The organism is Streptomyces sp. NPDC005811, from assembly GCF_040630405.1.
GTDB lineage: Bacteria > Actinomycetota > Actinomycetes > Streptomycetales > Streptomycetaceae > Streptomyces.
Genome location: NZ_JBEXXK010000025.1, coordinates 66,165 through 88,776, shown reverse-complemented (window position 1 = coordinate 88,776; position 22,612 = coordinate 66,165). Strand labels below are relative to the sequence as shown.

General features: G+C 73.0%; 18 protein-coding genes. 4 read left to right on the top strand and 14 right to left on the bottom strand.

All coding sequences use genetic code 11. The annotated features are described in order from the left end of the window. The first annotated feature begins 6 nt into the window (after positions 1–6). Genes ABZ490_RS26355 through ABZ490_RS26340 form a run of 4 tightly spaced genes read left to right on the top strand, consistent with a single transcriptional unit; the run spans position 7 to position 5,420 of the window. Complete coding sequence (locus tag ABZ490_RS26355; protein WP_358994600.1) at positions 7–945, top strand: ABC transporter permease; 939 nt, start codon at positions 7–9, stop codon at positions 943–945. Next, a complete protein-coding gene (locus tag ABZ490_RS26350) occupies positions 942–2,915 on the top strand; it encodes a dipeptide/oligopeptide/nickel ABC transporter permease/ATP-binding protein (protein ID WP_358994597.1) in 1,974 nt (657 codons plus the stop codon). Before ABZ490_RS26355 ends, ABZ490_RS26350 begins: the two co-directional genes overlap by 4 nt. After that, the gene (locus ABZ490_RS26345; protein ID WP_358994594.1) at positions 2,908–3,894 is read left to right on the top strand and encodes an oligopeptide/dipeptide ABC transporter ATP-binding protein; all 987 of its coding nucleotides are present in this window, start codon (positions 2,908–2,910) and stop codon (positions 3,892–3,894) included. Before ABZ490_RS26350 ends, ABZ490_RS26345 begins: the two co-directional genes overlap by 8 nt. Before the next feature lie 47 nt (positions 3,895–3,941). Then, on the top strand, positions 3,942–5,420 hold the full coding sequence (locus ABZ490_RS26340; protein ID WP_358994591.1) for an aldehyde dehydrogenase family protein: 1,479 nt from the start codon (positions 3,942–3,944) through the stop codon (positions 5,418–5,420). A 72-nt stretch (positions 5,421–5,492) separates the two neighbouring features. On the opposite strand, the gene ABZ490_RS26335 is transcribed toward ABZ490_RS26340, so the two are convergent. From ABZ490_RS26335 to ABZ490_RS26270, 14 genes are all read right to left on the bottom strand, one after another. Next, entirely contained in the window at positions 5,493–7,613 is a 2,121-nt protein-coding gene (locus ABZ490_RS26335) for a PQQ-dependent sugar dehydrogenase (RefSeq protein ID WP_358994589.1), read from the bottom strand. A 187-nt stretch (positions 7,614–7,800) separates the two neighbouring features. After that, a complete protein-coding gene (locus ABZ490_RS26330; RefSeq protein WP_358994586.1) occupies positions 7,801–8,964 on the bottom strand; it encodes a sugar phosphate isomerase/epimerase family protein in 1,164 nt (387 codons plus the stop codon). Positions 8,965–8,990: 26 nt separating this feature from the next. Next, positions 8,991–10,406: a nucleotide pyrophosphatase/phosphodiesterase family protein gene (locus ABZ490_RS26325; protein WP_358994583.1), complete on the bottom strand. Its 1,416-nt coding sequence runs from the start codon at positions 10,404–10,406 to the stop codon at positions 8,991–8,993. Then, positions 10,403–11,572, bottom strand: coding sequence for a metabolite traffic protein EboE (gene eboE / locus ABZ490_RS26320; protein ID WP_358994580.1), 1,170 nt, complete (start codon positions 11,570–11,572; stop codon positions 10,403–10,405). Before eboE ends, ABZ490_RS26325 begins: the two co-directional genes overlap by 4 nt. A gap of 3 nt (positions 11,573–11,575) precedes the next feature. Further along, positions 11,576–12,424: a TatD family hydrolase gene (locus ABZ490_RS26315; RefSeq protein ID WP_358994577.1), complete on the bottom strand. Its 849-nt coding sequence runs from the start codon at positions 12,422–12,424 to the stop codon at positions 11,576–11,578. After that, positions 12,424–13,062, bottom strand: coding sequence for an EboA domain-containing protein (locus tag ABZ490_RS26310; protein ID WP_358994574.1), 639 nt, complete (start codon positions 13,060–13,062; stop codon positions 12,424–12,426). Before ABZ490_RS26310 ends, ABZ490_RS26315 begins: the two co-directional genes overlap by 1 nt. Continuing rightward, complete coding sequence (locus ABZ490_RS26305) at positions 13,059–13,937, bottom strand: sugar phosphate isomerase/epimerase family protein (RefSeq protein WP_358994571.1); 879 nt, start codon at positions 13,935–13,937, stop codon at positions 13,059–13,061. Before ABZ490_RS26305 ends, ABZ490_RS26310 begins: the two co-directional genes overlap by 4 nt. Then, the gene (locus ABZ490_RS26300) at positions 13,934–14,872 is read right to left on the bottom strand and encodes an SCO3242 family prenyltransferase (protein ID WP_358994569.1); all 939 of its coding nucleotides are present in this window, start codon (positions 14,870–14,872) and stop codon (positions 13,934–13,936) included. The genes ABZ490_RS26305 and ABZ490_RS26300 overlap by 4 nt, the downstream gene beginning before the upstream one ends. Continuing rightward, positions 14,869–16,017 carry an inositol-3-phosphate synthase gene (locus tag ABZ490_RS26295; protein WP_358994566.1) on the bottom strand — a complete coding sequence of 383 codons (1,149 nt, stop codon included), beginning with the start codon at positions 16,015–16,017 and terminating at the stop codon, positions 14,869–14,871. Before ABZ490_RS26295 ends, ABZ490_RS26300 begins: the two co-directional genes overlap by 4 nt. A gap of 246 nt (positions 16,018–16,263) precedes the next feature. After that, positions 16,264–17,271 carry a sugar phosphate isomerase/epimerase family protein gene (locus tag ABZ490_RS26290; protein WP_358994563.1) on the bottom strand — a complete coding sequence of 336 codons (1,008 nt, stop codon included), beginning with the start codon at positions 17,269–17,271 and terminating at the stop codon, positions 16,264–16,266. A gap of 31 nt (positions 17,272–17,302) precedes the next feature. Continuing rightward, a complete protein-coding gene (locus tag ABZ490_RS26285) occupies positions 17,303–18,517 on the bottom strand; it encodes a Gfo/Idh/MocA family oxidoreductase (protein WP_358994560.1) in 1,215 nt (404 codons plus the stop codon). A gap of 67 nt (positions 18,518–18,584) precedes the next feature. After that, entirely contained in the window at positions 18,585–19,631 is a 1,047-nt protein-coding gene (locus tag ABZ490_RS26280; RefSeq protein ID WP_358994557.1) for a substrate-binding domain-containing protein, read from the bottom strand. A 67-nt stretch (positions 19,632–19,698) separates the two neighbouring features. Beyond that, positions 19,699–20,727, bottom strand: a complete 1,029-nt coding sequence (locus ABZ490_RS26275) for an ABC transporter permease (protein WP_358994554.1) — start codon at positions 20,725–20,727, stop codon at positions 19,699–19,701. Continuing rightward, positions 20,724–22,247 (bottom strand): sugar ABC transporter ATP-binding protein, encoded by a 1,524-nt coding sequence (locus tag ABZ490_RS26270; protein WP_358994551.1) that lies wholly within the window; start codon positions 22,245–22,247, stop codon positions 20,724–20,726. Before ABZ490_RS26270 ends, ABZ490_RS26275 begins: the two co-directional genes overlap by 4 nt. Between the last annotated feature and the right edge of the window lie 365 nt (positions 22,248–22,612).

Below are 22,612 nucleotides of genomic sequence, written 5' to 3'. Positions count from 1 at the left end.
GACGCCGTGCACAGGATCCTCTTCCGCTGGCTCGTCGGCGCCGTCCCCGTGGTGTTCGGCGTGACCGTTCTGACGTTCGTCCTGACCACCCTGGTCCCGGGCGACCCCGGCCGTACGATCCTGGGCGCGAACGCGAGCCCCGCCCAGGTGAGGGCGCTCGACGCCCGGCTCGGCCTCGACCACCCGCTGCCGGTCCGGTACGGGGACTGGCTGGCCGACGCCGTACGGGGCGACCTGGGCAGTTCGCTCACCTCGGGCGTGCCGGTGAGCGACCAGCTCACCTCACGGCTGGGCGTCACGCTGTCGCTCATCGGCGGCGCGATCCTGGTGGCCGCCGTCGCCGGAGTGGCGCTGGGCGTCCTCAGCGCGCTGCGGGGCGGTCTGCTCGGGCGGGCCGTGGACGGCGTCGCGCTGATCGGGCTGGCGGTGCCGAACTTCTGGTTCGGCCTGGTGCTGATGACCGCGTTCGCCGTACGGCTGCCCGTCTTCCCGGCCACGGGATACGTCCCCTTCGGCGACTCCCCCGTGCAGTGGTTCCAGTCGCTGGTGCTGCCCGTGCTGACCCTGGGCGTACCGGCCACCGCGCCGGTGGCCAAACAGACCCGCGACAGTGTGCTGACCCAGCTGAACCGCGACTACGTCCGCGTGCTGCGGGCGCGCGGCATCCCCGAACGGTCGGTCCTCCTCCGGCATGTGCTGCGCAACGCCGCCGCCCCGATCGTCACCGTGCTGGGCGTGGTCGTGGTGACGCTGTTCGGCGGCACCGTGCTCGCCGAGACCCTCTTCGTGATGCCGGGCCTCGGCGGACTGGCCGTCACCGCCGCGACCACCCAGGACATCCCGACGGTCCAGGGCGTCGCGCTCGTCTTCACGGTCGCCGTGATGCTGATCAACCTGCTGATCGAAGTGGTGTACACGATGCTCAACCCGAAGGTGCGGACATGAAGGGCACCGACATGAAGAGCGCGGAACCGAAGGACACGGAGGCCGCCCGCGCCGGCCGGCGGCCGGCGTCCCCGTCCCACGGCCTCGTGGCCCGGTTCGTCCGCAAGCCCGCCGCGGTGGCCTCCGCCGCCTATCTCCTGCTGGTCCTCCTCGTCACCCTGGCCGCCGGCCGGATCGCCCCCTACGGCGCCGACGAGCAGGATCTGACCTCGGCCCTGCAACCCCCCGGCGGTGCCCACTGGCTCGGCACCGGCGAACTGGGCCGCGACGTGCTGAGCCGGCTGATGCAGGGGGGTCAGGTCACCCTCCTCGGCGTGCTCATCACGCTGGCGGTGTATCTGACGCTCGGCGTCCCCGCGGGCCTGGTCGCCGGATACCGGGGCGGCTGGTTCGACCGGCTGGTCCTCAGGAGCGCCGACCTGATCTCGGCCGTCCCCGTGATCATCGTGCTGCTCGTGGTGCTGTCGGTCTTCACGAACGACGAGCGCGCCGCCATGGCCGCCAACGGCCTCCTCGGGGCGCCGCTGCTGGCCCGGGTCGTCCGCTCGGCCACGCTCGGCGTCAAGGAGGAGCTGTACGTCCGCGCCGCCGTCGCGAACGGGATCGGCGACCGGGTCATCGTCCGACGGCACGTCCTCCCCCATGTCGCCGGGGTCGTGCTCGTCCAGGCCTCGGTCTACGGCGCCTACGCCGTGCTGCTGGAGACCGGCCTCGGCTTCCTCGGGCTGGGCACCACCGAGGCCAGCTGGGGCAATCTGATCGCCGAGGCGTCCAAGAACATCGGCACCGACCCGTGGCTCCTGGTCCCCTCCGGCTTCATGATCATCAGCTTCGTCCTGGCGCTCGGGCTGCTGAGCGACGGGCTGCGCGACACCCTGGCCGAGCGGTACGCGCCCCCTGCCGACCAGCCCCCGTCCCGTCGGCGTGCGGCGCGGCGGTCCCTGCTCCGGGCGCCCCGGGCGTCGTCCACGGCTCCGGCCGAGGACGCCCTGCTGTCGGTCCGCGGACTGACCGTGGCACTGCCCGTCGACGGGACACCGACCGATGTCGTCCGGGACGTCTCCTTCGACCTGAGGGCCGGTGAGGTGCTGGGCATCGTCGGCGAGACCGGCTGCGGCAAGTCCGTCACGGCCACCTCGCTGCTGGGCATGCTGCCCGCGGGCGGCGAGATCACCTCCGGCACCCTCCGGTTCGAGGGCGACGACCTCGCACGGGCCGACGCCGCCCTGCTCCGCCGGGTCCGGGGCCGCCGTATCGGATGGATCTCCCAGGACCCGGTCGCCGGTCTGGACCCGTCGTTCACGGCGGGCGCCCAGGTGGCGGAGGCGGTCCGGGTCCACACCGGCTGCACCCGCAAGGAGGCCCGGAGGCGCGCCCTGGAGATCTTCGCACGGGTCCGGCTGCCCGACCCGGCCCGTGTCGCGGCGGCGTATCCCCACCAGTTGTCGGGCGGCATGGCCCAACGGGTCGGCATCGCCGCCGCGCTGGCCGGCGACCCGGCGCTGGTCATCGCCGACGAGCCGACCACCGCGCTCGACGTGACCGTCCAGGCCGAGATCCTCGACCTGCTGCGCGAGCTCAGCACGGCGGGAACGGCCGTCATCCTCATCACCCACGACTGGGGCGTGCTCGCCGACCTGTGCGACCGGGCCGTGGTGATGTACGCCGGAGAGGTCGTCGAGGAGGCCGAGGTCACCGCGCTCGTCACCACGCCGGCCCACCCGTACACGGCCGGACTGCTCGGCTCCGACCCCCATCACGCGGTGCCGGGCCGGCCGCTGCCGGCCGTGGAGGGCGCCGTACCGCCGCCCGGCCGGTGGCCCGTGGGCTGCCACTTCCAGAACCGCTGCCCGCGGGTGACCGAGGAGTGCCGCGAGAAGCCCGTCGTCATCTCCCCCCTGACGGCCCCGGAGCGTTCGGCGCGGTGCATCCGGCCCGCAGAACTGATCGGAGAAGCAGCGCATGACTGAGGACACCACGCTCCTGCGCGTCCGCGGCCTGGACGTCACCTACCGCCGGGCCGGCCGGCGCGGCGGCGCGGTGCACGCCGTGCGCGGAGTGGACCTGGAGGTGCACCGGGGCGAGACCGTCGGGCTCGTCGGCGAGTCCGGCTCCGGGAAGTCGAGCATCGGCTCGGCGGTCCTCGGGCTCGTCCCCGTGACCGGCGGCCGGGTCGCCTTCGACGGCGCCGACATCACCCACGGCTCCCGCGCGGACCGCCGGATGCTGGCCCGCCGGATGCAGGTGGTGTTCCAGGACCCGTACGGCTCCATGAACCCCGCCCACACCATCGGCGACACCCTCACGGAGGCCCTGCGCCACAACCTCGGCCTGCCCGAGGACACCGTCCGCGAGCGGGTGCTGGCCGCCCTGGACGACGTGGGCCTGCCGCCGGGCGCCCTGCGCCGCTATCCGTCGGCGTTCTCCGGCGGCCAGCGGCAGCGCATCGCCATCGCGCGGGCGCTGGTCATGGAGCCCGAGTTCGTCGTCTGCGACGAGGCGGTCAGCGCCCTCGACCTCTCCGTGCAGGCCCAGGTCCTCAACCTGCTCGCCCGCCTCAAGGACACCCGCGGCCTCAGCTATCTGTTCATCTCGCACGACCTGGCCGTGGTGCGCCACCTCAGCGACCGGATCGTCGTCCTCTACGCAGGCCGGGTCGTCGAGAGCGGTCCGGCGGCTCTCGTCGCCGGCCGCCCCGTCCATCCGTACACCCGCGCGCTGCTGGCGGCGGCGCCGGTCCCCGATCCCGAGGTCCAGCGCCGCCGCCGGGCCGAGCGGCGGCGGACGGTCACCGCCGCCCCGCCCGCGGACCACCCCGGCGGGGGCTGCGACTTCGCCCCCCGCTGCCCGTTCGCCCGGGACACCTGCTGGACGACCCGCCCCGAGCCGACCGACCACGACGGGGTCGCCGTCGCCTGCCACCGCCACGACGAACTCCCCGGCGCCTAGGCACCTTCCTGCACGTCCTTCGACTCCCCTATCCTCCGAGGAACTTGATGACCACCATCGCGCCTGCCCCGCTCGACGTCGCCGCGCTGCTGCCCGACGGCGCCCACCTCATCGGCGGCGAGTGGGTTCCCGCCCGCTCCAGGGCCACCCTCGACGTCGTGAACCCGGCCACCGGCGCCGTCCTCGCCCGGGTGCCGCGCGGCACCGCCGAGGACGTCGACGACGCCGTACGGGCCGCCGAGGCCGCACTGCCCGCCTGGCGTGACACCAGCCCCGCCACCCGGGGCGAACTCCTGCACCGCTGGGCCGAGTCGGTCAGGGAACACGACGACGAGATCAACCTGCTGGAGGCGGTCGAGGTCGGTCACCCGGTCGGCCCCTCCCCGATCGCGGCCCGGCTCACCTATCTCGCCGGCAAGGCCGACAAGGTCTTCGGCGACACCCTGCCCACCCGGTCCCCCGATGTCCTGGGCCTGACCCTGCGCGAGCCGTACGGCGTGGTCGGCGCCATCATCCCGTGGAACGCGCCCGGTCCCATGACCGTCTTCAACACCGCGGCCCCGATCGCGGCCGGGAACACCGTCGTCCTCAAGCCGGCCGAGGACGCCCCGCTGACCGCCCTCTACCTGGCCCGGCTCGCCCAGGAGGCGGGCCTCCCGCCCGGCGTCCTCAACGTCGTCACCGGATACGGCCCGGAGGCCGGCGCCGCACTGCCCGCCCACCCCGGCATCCGCCGGATGAGCTTCACCGGCTCCCCCGCCACCGGCACCGCGGTCATGGAGGCCTGCGCCCGCAACCTGATCCCCCTCCAGCTCGAACTCGGCGGCAAGTCCCCGCAGATCGTGCTCCCCGACGCCGACCTGGCCAGGGCCGTCCCCGCGATCGTGCGCAGCATCATCATGAACAGCGGCCAGGTCTGCGCCGCCGGCTCCCGTGTCCTGGTCCACTCCTCCCTGCACGGCCGGCTGGTGGAGATGCTCGCGGAGGGCTTCCGCGCCGTGCGGGTCGGACGGTGGGACCAGCCGGTCGACATGGGGCCGCTCATCAACGCCCGCCAGGAGCAGCGCGTCCTCGACTACCTGGCCGCCGGCCGCGAGGAAGGCGCCGACGTGGTCGTCGGGGGAGGCAAGCTCACCGGGGCGCCGTACGACGACGGCCACTTCGTCGAGCCCACGCTCTTCGACCGGGTCACCCCCGGCATGCGCATCGCCCAGGAGGAGATCTTCGGCCCGGTCCTGTCCGTGCTGACCTACGAGGACGAGGAGGAGGCCGTCGCGATCGCCAACGGCACCCGCTACGGCCTGACCGCCACCGTCTGGACCCGGGACGTCGGCCGGGCGATCCGGCTCGCCCGGCGGGTCGAGGCCGGCCAGGTCGCCGTCAACACGGTCGGCGACGGCGGCCCGGCCGGATCGATCGGCACACCCTTCGGCGGTTACCGGCACAGCGGCTTCGGCCGCTCCATGGGCCCCGACTACCTGGAGGACTGGACCCAGGTCAAGGCCGTGATCATCAACGCCGGATGAGCCGGGTCCGGAGCCCGAAACGGGTTGCCCGGAGGCATCGTCGCGCTCCGGGCAAGCCGAGGGGGCAGTTCGTCAGTCGGCCGGGGTCAGTGCCACCTCCGCGCTGCCCGAGAGGGACGGCAGGCCGTCCGGGGGCGTGTCCTGGTAGGTGGCGTTGAAGACCGCCTTCAGGCTGTCCGAGCCGGAGTGACCGCCGTCCAGGAAGGTCTGGAACGATCCGGAGCAGCCGTTGCTCGTCGACAGCGGGTGGCCGTGCGAGTCGTGGCCGAGGATGAACGAGACGGTGACCTTGGCACAGTCCACCGGCTGGTCATCGGTGACGTAGACCTGCCAGGTGACCGTGTCGCCCCAGTGGAACGCCGCGCCACCGTGCGGTGCCGGGTCGGTGGTGAGCGAGACGACCGGCGCCTTGTTGCCGACCACGACCGGGACGGACGCGGAGGCCGAGCGGCCGGTGCTGTCGGTGACCTTCAGCGTGGCGTCGAAGACGGCGTTGCTGGTGAAGGTGTGTCTCGGGTTCGCCTCCCTGGAGTCCACGGTGCCGTCGGCGTCGAAGTCCCAGGCGTAGCGGAGGGCGTCCCCGTCGGCGTCCTTCGTGCCGGCGCTGGAGAACTGGACCGTCAGCGGGCTGGTGCCGTTCAGCACGTCGGCGGCGACCTGGGGCTCGGGGGTGCGGTTGCCCCGCGTGAAGTCGATGCGGGAGAGCTGGGCTTCGGGCAGCTCGGCGAAGTACCCGGTGCCGTATTCGAGGACGTACAGCGCGCCGTCCGGGCCGAACTCGGCGTCGATCGGACCGTCCGTCCTGATCGAGGGGATCGCGTCCTCGATCTTCCGGACCTCGTTCCTCTTGCCGAGGGTGATGGCCTTCATCTGGTCGCGGGTCCACTCGTAGAAGAGCGGCTTGCCGTCGAAGTACCGGGGCCAGCGGTTCTCGGCCTTGTTCCGCTGGTCGTAGGCGTAGGCCGGGCCTCCCATGGGTCCGATGCCGCCCGTGCCGAGTTCGGGGAAGGTGTCGGAGGCGCCGTAGCCGTAGACGATCTCCGCGTCCGTGACCGGGGGCAGCACGCTGCGGCCGGTGTTGTGGCGCGAGTCGTTGACCGGCCTGGCGCAGTCGAACGCCCCGCTCGACGTCTGGGTGGCGAAGTCGTAGTCCTGGTACGGCTGGTTTCGGGTCACGCAGAACGGCCAGCCGTAGTTGGCGGGACGGTCGACGACCATCCAGCGGCCCTGGCCCGCGGGTCCGCGGCCGGGGTTGGCGTTGTTGGCGTCGGGCGAGTAGTCGCCGAGGTACAGTGCGCCGGTCCTGTCGTCCACGGCGAAGCGGAACGGGTTGCGCAGGCCCATGGCGTAGATCTCGGGACGGGTCCGGGGAGTGCCCGGTGCGAAGAGGTTGCCCTTCGGGACGGCGTATCCGCCGTCGGGCTTCACCTTGATGCGCAGGACCTTGCCGCGCAGGTCGTCGGTGTTGCCCGCGGTGCGCCGGGCGTCGTAGGCCGGATTGCGGCCGGGGCGGTCGTCGAGCGGGGCGTAGCCGTCCGAGGCGAACGGGTTGGAGTCGTCACCGGTCGACAGGAACAGATGACCCTTGCCGTCGAAGTCGATCTTGCCGCCGACATGGCAGCAGATGCCCCGGTCGGCCGGTACGTCGAGGATCTTCTGCTCGGTGGCGAAGGCGAGCTTGTTCCCCACGAGCTTGAACCGGGACAGCCGGGTGACGCCCTTGTACCTGGCGAATTCCTCGGCCGTGCCGAACTGCGGCGCGTCCCCTTCGTTGACTCCCGCGGTGGCCGGGTCGTCCATGGGGGTGTCGAGGCGGGGCGAGTAATAGAGGTAGACCCAGTGGTTCTTGGCGAAGCCGGGGTCGATGGCGATGCCCTGCACGCCTTCCTCGTCGTGCTGGTAGAGCCCGGCGGGGCTCTTCTTCAGGTCGGCCGCGAGGAAGTTGACGCCGCTCTTGGGGTCGTGGATCCGGACCTCTCCGGTGCGCGCCGTGTGCAGCACGCGCCGGTCGGGCAGGACGGCGAGGGCCATCGGCTCGCCCGGGCGGTCGTTGAGGGTGACCTTCTGAAAGTCCGACGCGGCCGGCGGCCCGGAGGCCGACGGGGCGGCTTGGGCTGCGGGCAGGGGCAGGAGCCCGACGGCTCCGGCCAGGGCTGCCGCCCCTACGAGGCTGACGATCCGTCTGATGCGCACTCAGAACTCCTTCGGTCTGGTCGGCGGCCGCACAGAGGGGTCCGGGGCTCGGGGCTCCGGCCGGCGGCCGACCGCTGCGGGATGGAGGCGGGTCAAAGGCGGGTCAATGGCATGACGGACCAGGCGCGCTCGGCGCGGCGGGCGCCGGAGCGCGCCTGGTGGGAACGGGAACGGGAGTGACGCTGCGTCAGTTACGGGCGCGCAGGGCGGCGAGGTGGTCGTAGCCGACCCGGGCGAACTCCAGGGACTGGCCGGGCGCGGTGGTGCTCGGCGCGTTGTCCTGCTCGACCATCGGGTTGTGGTAGTTCTTCGCGCCCACCCGGGTGAAGAACCTCCGGTAGTCGATGTCACCCGTGCCGAACGGCACCATGTCGTAGCCGAGGCCGCTCTGGAGGTTGACGACGCCGTCCTTGGCGTGGAAGAGCGGGAAGCGGTGGGTGTTGCGGACCACGAGTGCGGCCGGGTCGAAGACGCGCTCGCGCGCCGAGCCGTCGTGGGCGGTGTACGTGTGGAACTTGTACTGGGCCACGTGCGCCCAGAAGACGTCCAGCTCCAGATAGACGTTCTTGCGGTCCGTCATGGTCAGGAAGTACTCCAGCTTCCGGATGCCGGAGCTGCGGGTCGGCCGGCCCTGGGCGTCGAGCGGGCCGCCGTCGAGCAGGAAGTCGTAGGCGCTGTCGTGGTTGTGGGTGTAGAGCTTGACGCCCTCGCGGCGGGCGATGGCGCCCAGGGTGTTCCACTTCTGGGCGGCGATGTCCCAGTCGGCCCGGTAGGGGGTGTTCGTGGGGTCGGCGCCGGTGCCCATGTGCTCCATGCCGAGGATGTTGGCGATCTCCAGCCAGCGCTTGAAGGTGTCCAGGTCGGTCGGTGTCAGCGGCCAGGACGGCGGGATGTAGCCGTGGCTGCCCTGCGCCCGCAGCCCGTACGCGTCGAGCCAGGACCGCAGCAGCCGGGCGCCCTTGACGGTGCCCAGGTCGGCGCCGCCGGCCGCGTTGGCGTGCTGGCCGTAGCCCGCGAACTCCACCTGGCGGTAGCCGAAGCGGGACAGCTGCTTGAAGACCTCGCGGAAGCCGGAGGGCAGGTCGGAGGACAGCGGGTCGCGGCCGACCGCGTCACGGACGGTGTAGAGGATGATGCCGCGCTTGTGCGGCGGGACCAGGGCGGAACGGCCGTGGTCACCCCCGCCGGTCTGCGCTCTGTCCTGGGCCAGGGCGGGCGAGGCGCCGAAGACCGGGGCGGCGATCGCCGCGGCGGTGGCGGCCGTGCAGGTGCCGAGGAAGCGGCGGCGGCTCACGCCGAGCGTGCGGCGCAGGGCGTCGCCGGTGACGGTTTCGTCGTTGAAAGCGGTCACAGTGGTTCTCTCTTTCGTTCTCGTCGTCACGGTGCTGCGGGTGTCGGGCGGCTGCCGTCCCGGGTGAGGCCGGCGAGCCGCAGGAGCAGGGACTTCACTTCGGTGGCCGCGACGCGGCCGGATACTTCGCGGGGGGTGGAGATCAGGACGAGCGGACCTTCGTCGTCGCTCGTGGGGAGGCGGCCGTGGCTGCCGCGTACGGGTGAGGGGTCGAGGGGGACGACGGCGAGCCGGTAGCGCAGGCCGAGCTTCTTGCGGGCCAGCGCCGCGGCCGCCTTGAGCCGCACCCGGGGATCCTCGGGATCCATGAACAGCTCGGCGGGGTCGTAGCCGGGTTTGCGGTGGATCTCCACCAGCCGGGCGAAGTCGGGGGCGCGGGCGTCGTCGAGCCAGTGGTAGTACGTGAACCAGGCGTCCGGTGCGGCGAGCGCGACCAGCTCCCCGGCCCGCGGGTGGTCGAGTCCGTTGGCCTTCTTGCCGGCGTCGTCGAGGAGCTCGTCGATGCCCGGCAGGTCCTCCAGCGCCGCGCGGGTGGCCGCCAGGTCCTCGGTCCGGCGGACGTAGACGTGGGCCAGCTGGTGGTCGGCGACGGCGAAGGCGCGGGACGCCGCCGGGTCGAGGTACTCCATGCCGTCCTGGGTGTGGACCTCGAGCAGTCCGGCCCGTCGCAGGGCGCGGTTGATGTCGACGGGACGGCTGACGCGGGTGATGCCGTACTCGGACAGCGCCACGACCGTACGGCCCTCGGAGCGGGCGTCGTCCAGCAACGGGCCGATGACGGCGTCCAGTGCGGCGGCGGCGCGGTGGGAGCGGGGATCGTCGGGGCCGAACCGCTGGAGGTCGTAGTCGAGGTGCGGCAGGTAGCACAGGGCCAGGTCGGGCCGGCGGGTGCGCAGGATGTGGCGGGTGGCGTCGGCGATCCACCGGCTGGAGACGATGTCCGCGCCCGGTCCCCAGAAGCGGAAGAGCGGAAAGGTGCCGAACCGCGCGGTGAGTTCGTCGTGCAGGGCCGCCGGGCGGGTGTAGCAGTCGGGTTCCTTGCGGCCGTCGGCGTAGTAGATCGGCCGGGGCGTGACGGTGATGTCGGTGTCGGCGCCCATGGCGTACCACCAGCAGATGTTGGCGACCGTGTAGCCGGGGTGGACGCGGCGGGCGGCGTCCCAGAGCTTGTCGCCGCCGACCAGGCCGTTGTGCTGACGCCACAGCAGTACCTCGCCGAGTTCGCGGAAGTACCAGCCGTTGCCGACGATGCCGTGTTCGTCGGGGAGCGCGCCGGTGAGGAACGTGGACTGCGCGGTGCAGGTGACGGCCGGGAGCACGGTGGACAGGGGGGCCTGGGAGCCGGCGGCGGCCAGCGCCTTGAGGCGGGGCATGTGGTCGAGGAGCCGGGGGGTGAGGCCGACCACGTCGAGGACCAGGAGCGGATGGGGGCGGGTGCTCATGGCAGCTCCTTCAGGCCGAGGCCGGTGACCAGGTCCCGCGCGAGGGTCAGTTCGGCGGCGATGCCGTCGACGAGCTGGGTCCTGGTGCGGGGGCGCAGCTCGGGCGGGAGGGCCTGCCAGGTGTAGGTCTCGACCTCCAGATGCCGGGTGCGCGGCCGCACCCCGCCCACCAGCAGGGCGAGGGCCTCCTGGAGGACGTGCAGGGTGGAGGTGAGCGGTGCGGCGGGCGGGGCGTGCAGGGGGACGTGGAAGTGGGCGCGCCAGGGTGTGCCGTCGGGCAGGGCCTCGCCGGCGAGCGCCTCGTCGAGGTCGTCGGTGCCGCGCAGTCCGCCGTGTGTGAGGGTGCGGGTCTGGTGCAGGAAGCGCGGTTCGGCGAAGGCGGCGAGGGCCTCGCGGACCTCCGGCCGGTGGGGTTCCTCGGCGTGCAGGGCCGCCGACAGCTGTGCCTTGGGGATGCCGACGCCGGCCGCCTCCAGCGCGGCCAGCGCGATTCCGGGGTCCTCGAAGGAGGTGGCGAGATGGCAGGTGTCGACGCACACGCCGACACGGTCGCCGGGCAGGGCGGTGAGCGGTCCGATGGCGTCGGCGGTCGTCTCCACCGTGCACCCGGGCTCCGGTTCGAGGGCGATGCGGATCGATTTCCCGGTGAGCTCCTCCAGCGCGTCGAGCCGTCCCGTGAGCGTCGTCAGCGCCGCGGCGGCGGTGGCGGCGGCCCGCTCGTCGAAGCCGGTGCGCCAGGCGAGCGGAAGGGTGGAGACGGTCCCCTCGGTGACGTCGTCCGGCAGGAGCGCCGTCAGGAGACGGGCCAGGTCGGTGGTGTGCGCGAGGCGTTCGGTGTCCGTCCAGTCGGGGCGGTAGACGCGGTACTTGACCTCCGCGGCGCCGAACCCCTCGTAGGGGAAGCCGTTGAGGGTGACCACTTCGAGGCCGCGCCGGTCCAGTTCGGCCCGCAGTCCCCGCAGGGCCACCGGGTCGCTGATCAGCGCGCGTGCGGCGTCCCTAGCGAGCCACAGGCCGACGCCCAGGCGGTCGCGGCCCAGGCATCTGCGGACCGGCTCGCAGTGGTCGCGCAGCTGGGCGAGGACACCGTCGAGGGTCTCGGCGGGGTGGACGTTGGTGCAGTAGGCGACGTGGACGGTGGAGCCGTCGGGGTGTCGGAAGCGCATGGCCTACTCGCCCCCGCGCAGGACGGAGTTGCCCTCGTGCAGGCCCTCGGCCTGCGGCACGTCGAGCCGGAGACGGCCGCCGAGCCCGTAGAAGGCGACCGGGTTGCGCCACAGCACCCGGTCGACGTCGTCCTCGGCGAAACCGGCCGCGAGCATGGCGTCGGCGGTCCTGCGGGTCTTCAGCGGATCGCTCTTCCCCCAGTCGGCGGCCGAGTTGACGAGGACCTTCTCCGTTCCGTGGGTCCGCAGGATCCCGACCATGCGGTCCTCGTCCATCTTGGTGTCGGGGTAGACGGAGAAGCCGAGCCAGCAGCCGCTGTCCTTCGCGTCCTCGACGGTCGTCTCGTTGAGGTGGTCGAGCAGCACCCGCTCCACGGGCAGGTCCGACTCGCGGACGACGTCCAGGGTGCGGCGCAGTCCGGCGAGCTTGTCGCGGTGGGGCGTGTGGACCAGGGCGGGCAGACCGTGGTCGGCGGCGAGCTGGAGCTGGGCGGCGAGCGCCGTGTCCTCGGCCGGTGTCATGGAGTCGTAGCCGATCTCGCCGACGGCGACGACGCCGTCCTTGACGAGGTAGCGGGGCAGCGCGTCCAGGACCGGTGTGCAGCGGGGGTCGTTGGCCTCCTTGGGGTTGAGCGCGAGGGCGCAGTGGTGGGCGATGCCGTACTGGGCGGCGCGGAAGGGTTCCCAGCCGAGGAGGGCGTCGAAGTAGTCGAGGAAGCTGGCCGCGGAGGTGCGGGGCTGGCCCAGCCAGAAGGAGGGTTCGACGACGGCGCGCACACCGGCGGCGGCCATCGCCTCGTAGTCGTCGGTGGTGCGGGAGGTCATGTGGATGTGCGGGTCGAAGATACGCATCACAGCTCCTTGGGCTCCTCGCCCGTCAGGGTCAGCACACGCCGGAGATCGCCGGGGACGTCGCGGCCGGCGGCGGTCCGCTCGGCCGCGTGGTCGCCGAGCATGCGGGCCAGTTCGCCGTCGCCGGCCGCGCGGTCGGTCCAGTGCGCGACCGTGTCGAGGGGGACGCCGGTGAACAGGCACTTCAGGACCGCGTGGCGCCAGGCGTGCGGGTCGAGGTGGGTGGCGGCGTACGGGCCGACGGCGGCGGAGACCAGGCCGGTGTCGTTGCTCCGCAGGGCGTCCGCGACGAGGTGCACGGCGTGCGGTCCCTCGACCAGGGCCGGCAGCGCCAGGAGCACGGCGCGGCGTTCGGCGCCGCTGCCGTTCCGGTAGAGCCGGGTCAGGGTCTCGACTCCCGCCCGGGCCTCGACCAGCAGCAGCGTACGGACGGCGTCCGCGTGCCGGTGGCCGCAGTGCCGCCCGGCGGCGGCGAACCGCAGCTCCCAGGGGTGGGCGAGGTACGGGGAAGGGGCGTCCGGTGGTGTTCCGGCCGCGCCCGCGGCCTCGGCCAGTGCCGCGTCGAACCAGGCGCGTGCGGTGGGGTCGGACAGCGTCGCGGCGATGTCGTCGCGGGTCGGGAAAGGGAGTTGTGTCATGAGGCCGGCACCCCCGTCGTGGCGCGGGCCGATGCGGTCCGCAGGAACTCCAGTGAGGAGCGCGCCAGTTCCGGCCCGGCGTGCGAGTGACGGGGCAGTTCCACGACGGTCAGGCCCCGGTAGCCGACGGCGGTGAGGGCGTCCAGCACGGGCGGGAAGTCGATCTCGCCGTCGCCGAACGGCAGATGCTCGTGCACCCCGCGGCGCATGTCCTCGATCTGCACGTGCCGCAGCCAGGGCGCGGCGGCCCGGACGCACTCCGCGGGCGGAGCCGGCTCCCCCCACTGGCAGTGACCGATGTCGAGGGTCAGGCCGAGGGCGGAGGGGCTGTCGAGCGCGGTGCGCAGCCGGTGGAAGTCGGCGAGCGTGGCGAGGAGATGGCCCGGTTCGGGTTCGATCGCGAGGGGTACGCCGGCGGCGGCCGCGGCGTCGAGCACGGGGGCGAGCGCCTCCCGGAGTCGCCGCCACGCGGTGGTGTCGTCGGTGCCGGGCGGGGTGACGCCGCTGAAGCAGTGCACGGCGTGCGCTCCGAGGTCCGCCGCGACACCGACCGCGGTGATCAGCAGCCGGGTGCGGGCGGCACGCCCCGCGGGGTCCGGGTCGAGCAGCGAGGGGCCGTGCTTGCGCCGCGGGTCGAGGACGTAGCGGGCGCCGGTCTCGACGGTCGCGGTGAGCCCGAGCGCGTCGAGCCGGCGGGCCACCCGGGCGGTACGTGCGGCGAGACCGGGGGCGAGCGGGTCGAGGTGCATGTGGTCGAGCGTGAGCCCGACGCCGTCGTAGCCGAGGTCCGCGAGCAGGCCGAGGGCGTCGTCGAGCCGGAGGTCGGTGAGGCCGTTGGTGCCGTAACCGAGGCGGAGTCGAGGCCGGGGGCTCATGTGGGACTCACCTTCCGTGCGAGGGCGCGGGCCGCGGGTGCGAGCCCCAGCACGGCGAGCGCGGTGCCGTTCGCGCCGGACCGGGCGGCGAGCGCGGCCTGGAGCGGGATCAGGGCGCGGATCCCGCCGCCGACGGCCCGCTGAGTGAGGGGCGGGGACGGGTTGAGGGCGGCGTGCAGGCAGGGCACGGCGGCGGTACGGACGTACGCGGCGGCCGCCCAGGCCGGGACGATCCCCGTCGACGCGCCGGTCCGTGCCGTTCGTGCCGACCACAGGCCGAGCGCGGTCGTGGCGCCGAGGGCGGCGAGGGGGGTGAGCGTCGAACCGCCGTGCGCCTCGTGCCGTGAGACGGCGGTCACCGCGTAGGTGTGGGCGGCCAGGGCGAGGGCGGAGCCGGCCGTGCGCAGGGCGGGTGCGGGCGATGCCGGGCCGGTGGTGTCCGGGCGGGAGCGCGTCGCGTCGGGGGCCGTCGCGGTGGCCGTGGCGCCGAGCAGGAGGTCCAGGGCGCGGGCCGCGGCCATCGCCGCCGGGGCCGCCGGGGTGTGCTTCGCCCGGAGGTCGTACGCCCAGACGGTGGCGGTCAGGGCCGACGCCGGCACGAGGGCGCGGCGGCCGGCACGGGCGGCGAACGCCAGGCCCGCCGCGGTGAGGAGGCCGGCCGCGGTCAGCGCGGCCGTCGGGGAGACACGGCCGGAGGGGACGGGGCGGTGGGGACGGTCGACGGCGTCCTCGTCGCGGTCGGCCCAGTCGTTGAGCGCCATGCCCGCCTGGTAGAGGCAGAGCGAGGCGCAGACGGCGTACGCCGTGCCCCGGTTGGGCCGCAGCCCGGCGGCGGCGGCACCGGCGAGGGCGTCACCCGGCACCGTGAACAGCGCCGGGACGCGGAGCAGTTCGGCCCAGTCCCGCAGCCGCGTCCGCGCGGCGGAGCGGATCACGGCGTCTCCCGCAGCCGGCCGGCGAACGACAGCAGCGCGGCGAACTGCTCCGACAGGGCGGACGGGCCCGCGTCGGGGTCCTTGAAGTAGAAGCCCAGGTCGGGGAGCGGGCCGGACAGGCCCGCCTCGTGGGCGCGGGCGACCAGGCGGACCAGGTCCAGGACGAGCGGTGCGGCCAGGGCCGAGTCGCAGCCCTGCCAGATGGTCTGGAGGATCATGCGCGAGCCGAGGAAGCCCTCGAAGGCGATGTGGTCCCAGGCGGTCTTCCAGTCGCCGAGCACCGGTACGTCGTCGATGTGCACCTCGCCCTGCGGTGTGTGCCCGAGGGTCTCGGTCAGGACGCGTTCCTTGCCGGCGTTCTTCGCGGCGGCCGCGCCCGGGTCGGCCAGCGCCGCTCCGTCGCCCCCGCCCAGCAGATTGGTGCCGGACCAGGCCCGTACCTCCAGGGCGCGCTGGACGAACATCGGGGCGAGCACGGCCCGCAGGAGTGTCTGGCCGGTCTTGCCGTCACGCCCCGCGTGGGGAAGTCCGGCGGCGTCGGCGGCGCGGGCGAGGGCCGGGGTGCGCAGCCCGGTGGACGGGGTGAAGTTGACGTAGGGGCAGCCGGCGCGGACGGCGGCGGCCGCGTAGAGGGAGCTGGGCGGCAGTCGTACGGCGTCGGGCGCGGGCAGCGGCTCCGTGGAGGAGACGTTGACGACGACCACCCGTGCCAGGGCGTGGCGGGCCCGGAACGAGGTGAGGTCCGCGGCGAGGTCCGCGATGAGTTCCTCGTCGTCGCGGGGGTCGTCCGGGAGGGGGCCGCCGAGGCATATCTCCTCGTCCGCGGCCCGGAGTTCGGCCCGTACGGCGGGGGCGAGGCCGGGTGGCAGGACGCCCGCCGCGGTGAGGTGTTCGGCCCGCTTGGGCAGCGGACCGTGGGCGGTGTCGTGGCCGCCGAAGACGAGTGAGGACAGGGACGGCAGACCGGTGCCGTCGAACGGTGGGGTCTCGGTGACCATGCCGGTCGGCGGATGCAGTCCGGCGGTGACCGCCGCGCATCCGGCGACGGCGGTGGTGGCCACCGATCCGCGGGCTCCGACGAACCAGACTCCGGTCCGGGGCTTCGATGCGTTCCCGTCGTGGGTCACGGGCTGCCTCCCTGCCATGTCGATGTTCCGGTGCGGGTGGAGGACGGTGGGCGGGGCCCGGGGCCTCGCGCCCACCGCCGGCCCAAAGGCGATGAGAAGAACGGGCGTCGTCAGGGCAGCCCGGCCCGCCCCGGCGGCGGCGCCCGGGTCCTGACGCCGGGGCGCCGGGGGTTCGGCCACGGTCGGGGCCCAGAGGGCATGCCGGGCGTCGCGGGGCTGGGGCTGGGGGTACCTCCCCCGGGGGAGGGACTTTGCGGAGACGGCCTAGCGGTCGCCGCCTCCGAAGGCGGCGTCGAAGGACGCCGTGGGCGGGTCGAAGTCGAACTGCTTCAGGTGGGCGAGGGCGCGCGGCGCGCCGACGAGGCGGTCCATGCCGGCGTCCTCCCACTCCACGGAGACCGGTCCGGCGTACCCGATCGAACGCAGCATCCGGAACACGTCCTCCCAGGGGACGTCACCGTGTCCGGCGGAGACGAAGTCCCAGCCGCGGCGCGGGTCGCCCCAGGGCAGATGGGAGCCGAGCCGCCCGTTGCGCCCGTCGAGGCGCTTGCGGGCCTCCTTGCAGTCGACGTGGTAGATCCGGTCCCGGAAGTCGTAGAGGAAGCCGACCGGGTCCAGGTCCTGCCAGACGAAGTGGCTGGGGTCGAAGTTGAGCCCGAAGGCCGGCCGGTCGTCCACCGCCGCCAGGGCGCGTCGGGTGGTCCAGTAGTCGTAGGCGATCTCGCTCGGATGGACCTCGTGGGCGAAGCGGACGCCCTCGGCGTCGCAGACGTCCAGGATGGGGTTCCAGCGCTCCGCGAAGTCCTCGTAGCCGCGCTCGATCATCCGCTCCGGTACCGGGGGGAACATCGCCACCAGGTGCCAGATCGACGATCCGGTGAACCCGACGACCGTGTCGACGCCGAAGGCGGCCGCGGCCCGCACCGTGTCCTTGATCTCGGCCGCGGCCCGCCGCCGTACGCCCTCCGGCTCCCCGTCGCCCCAGATGCGTGCGGGCAGGATGCCCTGGTGCCGTTCGTCGATGGGGTGGTCGCAGACGGCCTGGCCGACGAGATGGTTGGAGATCGCCCAGCAGCGCAGGCCGTACTTCTCCAGCAGGGCGTGCCGGCCGGCCAGGTAGGCGGGGTCGGCCAGGGCCTTGTCGACCTCGAAGTGATCGCCCCAGCAGGCGAGTTCGAGGCCGTCGTAGCCGAAGTCGGCGGCCAGGCGGCAGACCTGCTCCAGCGGCAGATCGGCCCACTGACCGGTGAACAGGGTGAACGGGCGTGGCATGGTGCCTCCCAACGGGGTTCCTGCCGGTTCCCTAGCGGACTTCGGCCTCGGCGGTCTGGACGGGGGTGTAGACGGAGTTCTTCTGGGCGCTCTCCTCCACCGCGGCGAGCACCCGCTGCACCTGGAGACCGTCGGCGAACGACGGCAGCGGGTCGGTGCCGGACGCGATGGCCTCGACCAGGTCGCGGGCCTGGTGGGCGAAGGTGTGCTCGTAGCCGAGCGCGTGGCCCGGCGGCCACCAGCCCTCCAGGTAGGGGTGCTCGGGCTCGGTGACGACGATCCTGCGGAACCCCGCGGTGGCGGCGGGCTCCCGGTGGTCGAGGAAGTGCAGTTCGTTGAGCCGCTCGAGGTCGAAGGCGAGCGAACCGGACGCGCCGTTCACCTCCAGCCGGAGGGCGTTCTTGCGCCCCGAGGCCATCCGGGTCGCCTCGAACGTGGCGAGCGCGCCCGAGGCGAGCCGCCCGGTGAAGACGGCCGCGTCGTCGACCGTCACGGGACCGCGCCCGGTGCCGCCGGAGGCGGTCGGACCGAAGGAGGTGCCGTCGAGGCGGGGGCGCTCCTTGACGAAGGTCTCCAGCTGGGCGGAGACGCCGACCAGCGGCTCACCCGTCAGATACTGCGCGAGGTCGACGATGTGCGCGCCGAGGTCGCCGAGCGCCCCCGACCCCGCGTGCTCCCGCTGGAGCCGCCAGGTCAGCGGGAAGTCGGGGTCGACCAGCCAGTCCTGGAGGTAAGTCACCCGCACATGGCGCAGGGTGCCGAGCCTGCCCTCGGCGATGAGCCGACGGGCGTAGGTGAGGGCGGGCACCCGACGGTAGTTGAAACCCACCATCGCCACCTGCCCGCGTGCGCGGGCCGCTTCCGCGGCGGCGACCATCGCCTCCGCCTCGGCGACCGAATTGGCCAGCGGCTTCTCGCACAGCACGTGCTTGCCCGCCTCCAGCGCCGCGATCGCGATCTCCGCATGGCTGTCGCCCGGGGTGCAGATGTCGACGAGGTCCACATCGTCGCGAGCCACGAGGGCGCGCCAGTCGGTCTCCGCCGCGGCCCAGCCGTGCTTGTCGGCCGCCGCCCGCACCGCGTGCGCGTCGCGGCCGGCGATCGCGGCCAGGACCGGGCGCAGTGGCAGGTCGAACACGTGTCCCACGGTGCGCCACCCCTGTGAGTGCGCGGCTCCCATGAACGCGTAGCCGACCATGCCCACACCGAGTGCCGGCGGTGCGGTCCGACCGTCCCTCTGTTCCATACGGATTCCTCCACGTCGGAGTGTCAGTGACTCGTCGCTGTGTTCTCGGGCACGCGGCCCGGACCGGTCAGATGAAGCCGGTCGGCAGGTACTGGTCGACGTTGTCCTTGGTGACGACGGCCGAGTAGAGCGTCAGCGAGGACGGGATCTCGAATTCGGCGAGGCCGCCGACGCCCTTGCCCTGACCGAGCGCCCGGGCGAGATCGATGGCGGAGGCGGCCATCGTCGGCGGGTACAGGACGGTCGCCTTGAGCACGCCGTTGTCGGCCTTGATGGCGTCCATCGCGGACTTGGCGCCCGCGCCGCCGACCATCAGGAAGTCGTCACGGCCGGCCTGGTCGATGGCGCGCAGCGCGCCCACGCCCTGGTCGTCGTCGTGGTTCCACAGCGCGTCGAACTGCGACTGCGCCTGGAGCAGTTGCGCCATCTTCGCCTGTCCGGACTCGACCGTGAAGTCGGCCGCCTGGCGGGCCACCTTCTTGATGTTGGGGTAGTTCTTCAGGGCGTCGTCGAAGCCCTTGGTGCGCTGCTGGGTCAGTTCGAGGTTGTCGAGGCCGGCGAGTTCGACGACCTTGGCGTTCGGCTTGTCCTTGAGCCGTTCGCCGATGAAGTGGCCGGCGTTGAGCCCCATGCCGTAGTTGTCGCCGCCGATCCAGCAGCGGTACGCCTGGGGAGAGGCGAAGACGCGGTCCAGGTTGACGACCGGGATGCCGGCCCTCATCGCCTGCAGGCCGACCTGGGTGAGCGCCTTGCCGTCGGCCGGCAGGATCACCAGGACGTCGACCTTCTTGTTGATCAGGGTCTGGATCTGGCCGATCTGCTGGGCGATGTCGTTGGAGCCCTCGGTGATCTCCAGCGTGACGTCGGAGTACTTCTCGGCCCGCGACTTGGCGTTGTCGTTGATGGCGTTGAGCCAGCCGTGGTCGGCCTGGGGGCCGGCGAAGCCGATGGTGACGGCCTTGCCCGGCTTGTCGTCCGCGACCGGGGCGTTGTCCGCGGCCTGTTCCTTCTTCGCGGGCTCGTTGCTGGTGCAGGCCGTGAGCACCGCGCCGGCGGAGACCGCGGCGGTGCCGAACAGCAGTGCTCTGCGGCTGGTGGAGGGGATTCTTGCCATGGCGGATCGACCCTTCGACTGGGCGGTGCGCGGTGAGGGTTGGGCGGTGTGTGGCTGTGGCGCGGCGTCAGGTGTCGCCGTGCGCCGAACGGCGCTGGACCAGGACGGCGGCGACGATGATGGCGCCCTTCGCGATCTGCTGGACGGCGGTCTCGAGGTTGTTCAGGGCGAAGATGTTGGTGATCGTGGTGAAGACCAGGACACCGAGGACGGAGCCGAGGATGGTGCCGCGACCGCCGCTGAGCAGGGTGCCGCCGATGATGGCCGCGGCGATGGCGTCCAGCTCGTAGAGGTTGCCGTTGGTGTTCTGGCCCGAGCCGGCGAGCACGATCAGCATGAACGCGGCGATACCGCAGCACAGTCCGGACAGCAGGTACAGATACAGACGCTGACGGCGTACGTCGATGCCGGCGAGGCGGGCCGCCTCCGCGTTGCCGCCGACCGCGACGGTGCGCCGGCCGAAGGTGGTGCGGTTGAGCAGCAGCCAGCCGATGACGGTGACCGCGGCGAAGATCAGCACGAGGGGCGGGACGCCGAGCACATAGGAGTCCCGGGCACCGAGGTCGAGCACGGATGCGACGGTCACGATCTGCGTACTGCCGTCGGTGATCTGCAGGGCCAGGCCCCGGGCGGAGGCGAGCATGGCCAGCGTCGCGATGAACGGGACCATCCTGCCGTAGGCGATCAGCAGACCGTTCACGAGACCACAGCCCACACCGACGATCACCGCGGTGAAGAGGATGCCCGCGAAGCCGAACTCCTGGGTGGCCACGGTCGTCGCCCACACCGAGGCGAGCGCCACGATCGCGCCGACCGACAGATCGATCCCGCCGCTGGTGATGACGAACGTCATCCCGACGGTGACGACGCCGATCACGGACGCCTGGGTGAGGACGAGCTGGAGATTGCTGGTCGCGAGGAACGCGTCCGGCGCGGTGATCCCGCCGACCGCGACGAGGACGGCGAGGACACCGAGCAGGGACAGACTGCGCACGTCCCACCGCAGCCCGAGCCGGCGCGAACTCCCCTGGCCCCCGGTGGACTTGGCGGCGGACGTCGGCGCTTCCTGCTGCGCCGCGGTGGTCGGCTGCGTCATGGTGTCGGGCTCCCTTCCATCACAAGATCGAGTACACGGTGCTCGTCGAGCTCGCGGGCGTCCGCCGTGTGCACGACGCTGCCTTCCCGCAGGACCAGCACCCGGTCGGCGAGACCCAGCACCTCGGGCACCTCACTGGACACGAGGAGTACGGCCAGGCCCTCGTCGGCCAGCCGCCGGATCACGGCGTAGAGCTCCGCCCGGGCGCCGATGTCGACGCCCCTGGTCGGCTCGTCGAGCAGCAGAACCTTGCAGCCCCGCAGCAGCCAGCGGGCGAGGACCGCCTTCTGCTGGTTGCCGCCGGACAGGGTCCTGACCGCGGCGTCGGGATCGTCCGGCCGGAGGGACAGTTCCCGCACCGCCCGGTGGGCCGCGGCCCGCTCGGTACGCCGGTCGAGCCAGCCCGCGCGGGCGAACCGGGACAGACTGGAGACCGAGACGTTGCTGCTGACGGACTCCAGCATCAGCAGGCCCTGCGCCTTGCGTTCCTCGGGCGCGAGGCCGATGCCCGCGCCCACGGCGGCGCGGACGCTTCCGGGGCGCAGCGGCGTGCCGTCGACGAGGACACGGCCGCCGTCGGGCCTGCGCGCCCCGTAGATCGTCTCCAGGATCTCGCTGCGCCCGGACCCGACGAGCCCGGCCAGACCGACGATCTCGCCGGGCCGCAGCTCCAGATCGACGGGCGCGAACTCCCCGCGCCGGGTGAGCCGTTCGACCTTCAGCACCGGTTCCCGCCCGGCGGCGAACCCGGCCTCGGGGCGTTCGGGGAAGACGTACTCCACCTTCCGCCCGGTCATCAGCGCCACGACCTCCTCGGTCGGCGTCGACGCGGCGGGCAGTCCGCCGGCGACCGAGCGGCCCTCCTTGAGGACGGTGACCCGCTCGCCGATGCGCCGGATCTCCTCCAGACGGTGGGAGATGTAGATGACGGCGACACCGTCGGCCGTCAGATCGCCCACGATCCTGAAGAGGTTGTCCACCTCCTCGGGGTCGAGCGCCGCCGACGGCTCGTCCATCACGATCAACCGGACGTCGTGGGACAGCGCGCGGGCCATCGAGACGATCTGCTGCTGCGCCGCGGACAGTTCGCCGACGAGCCGCGCGGGATCGATCTCCGCGTGCCCGAGGCGTTGCAGCAACCGCGCGGTCGCCGTGCGGGCGGCGGAGCCGCGCACGACGAACCCGGCGGAGGTGGGTTCGTGTCCGAGGAAGACGTTCTCCGCGACGGACAGCCCCTCGATCAGATCGAGTTCCTGGTAGATGGTGGCGATGCCGAGCCGCATGGCGGCGATCGGCGACCCGAGGGTCACGGGCGCGCCCTGCCAGGTGATCTCGCCGCCGTCGGGCTGGTGGGCTCCGGCGAGCACTTTGATCAGGGTGGACTTGCCGGCCCCGTTCTGGCCGAGGAGGCAGTGGACTTCCCCGGCCTGGACCTCGAGGTCCACACCGTCCAGGGCGCGGACGCCCGGGAACGTCTTGGTGATGCCGGACATGGTGAGCAGGGGTGGTTGTGGTGCCATGAGGAATCCCCTCGGCGGGTGCGGGCCGTGAGCGGACAGGGCCGTGAGCGGTCGGGGCCGGACGCGGTGGTCCGGTCACCCGGGCGGCTCCGAGGAGCCCCTGGCGTCGCGGGCGCCGGGGCGTACGGGCTGAGGCAGGGCAAAGGAAGGTGGAGGAGGGTGGAGAAAGCTGGAGAAGGGGTGGACAAAGGCAAGGCAGGGCAGGCCGGGGCCCGGCGGCCGTGCGGCGGTGGTGGGAGCCGGTCGCCGAGGATGCCTACGGGTGGTTACGGGTGGTTACGGCGGGGCTGTGGAGGGCGCGACGGCCCCAGGGGCCTGGTGCGGCTACCGAGGCGCAAGGGTCGGTCGGGTCGTGGTGACACGTG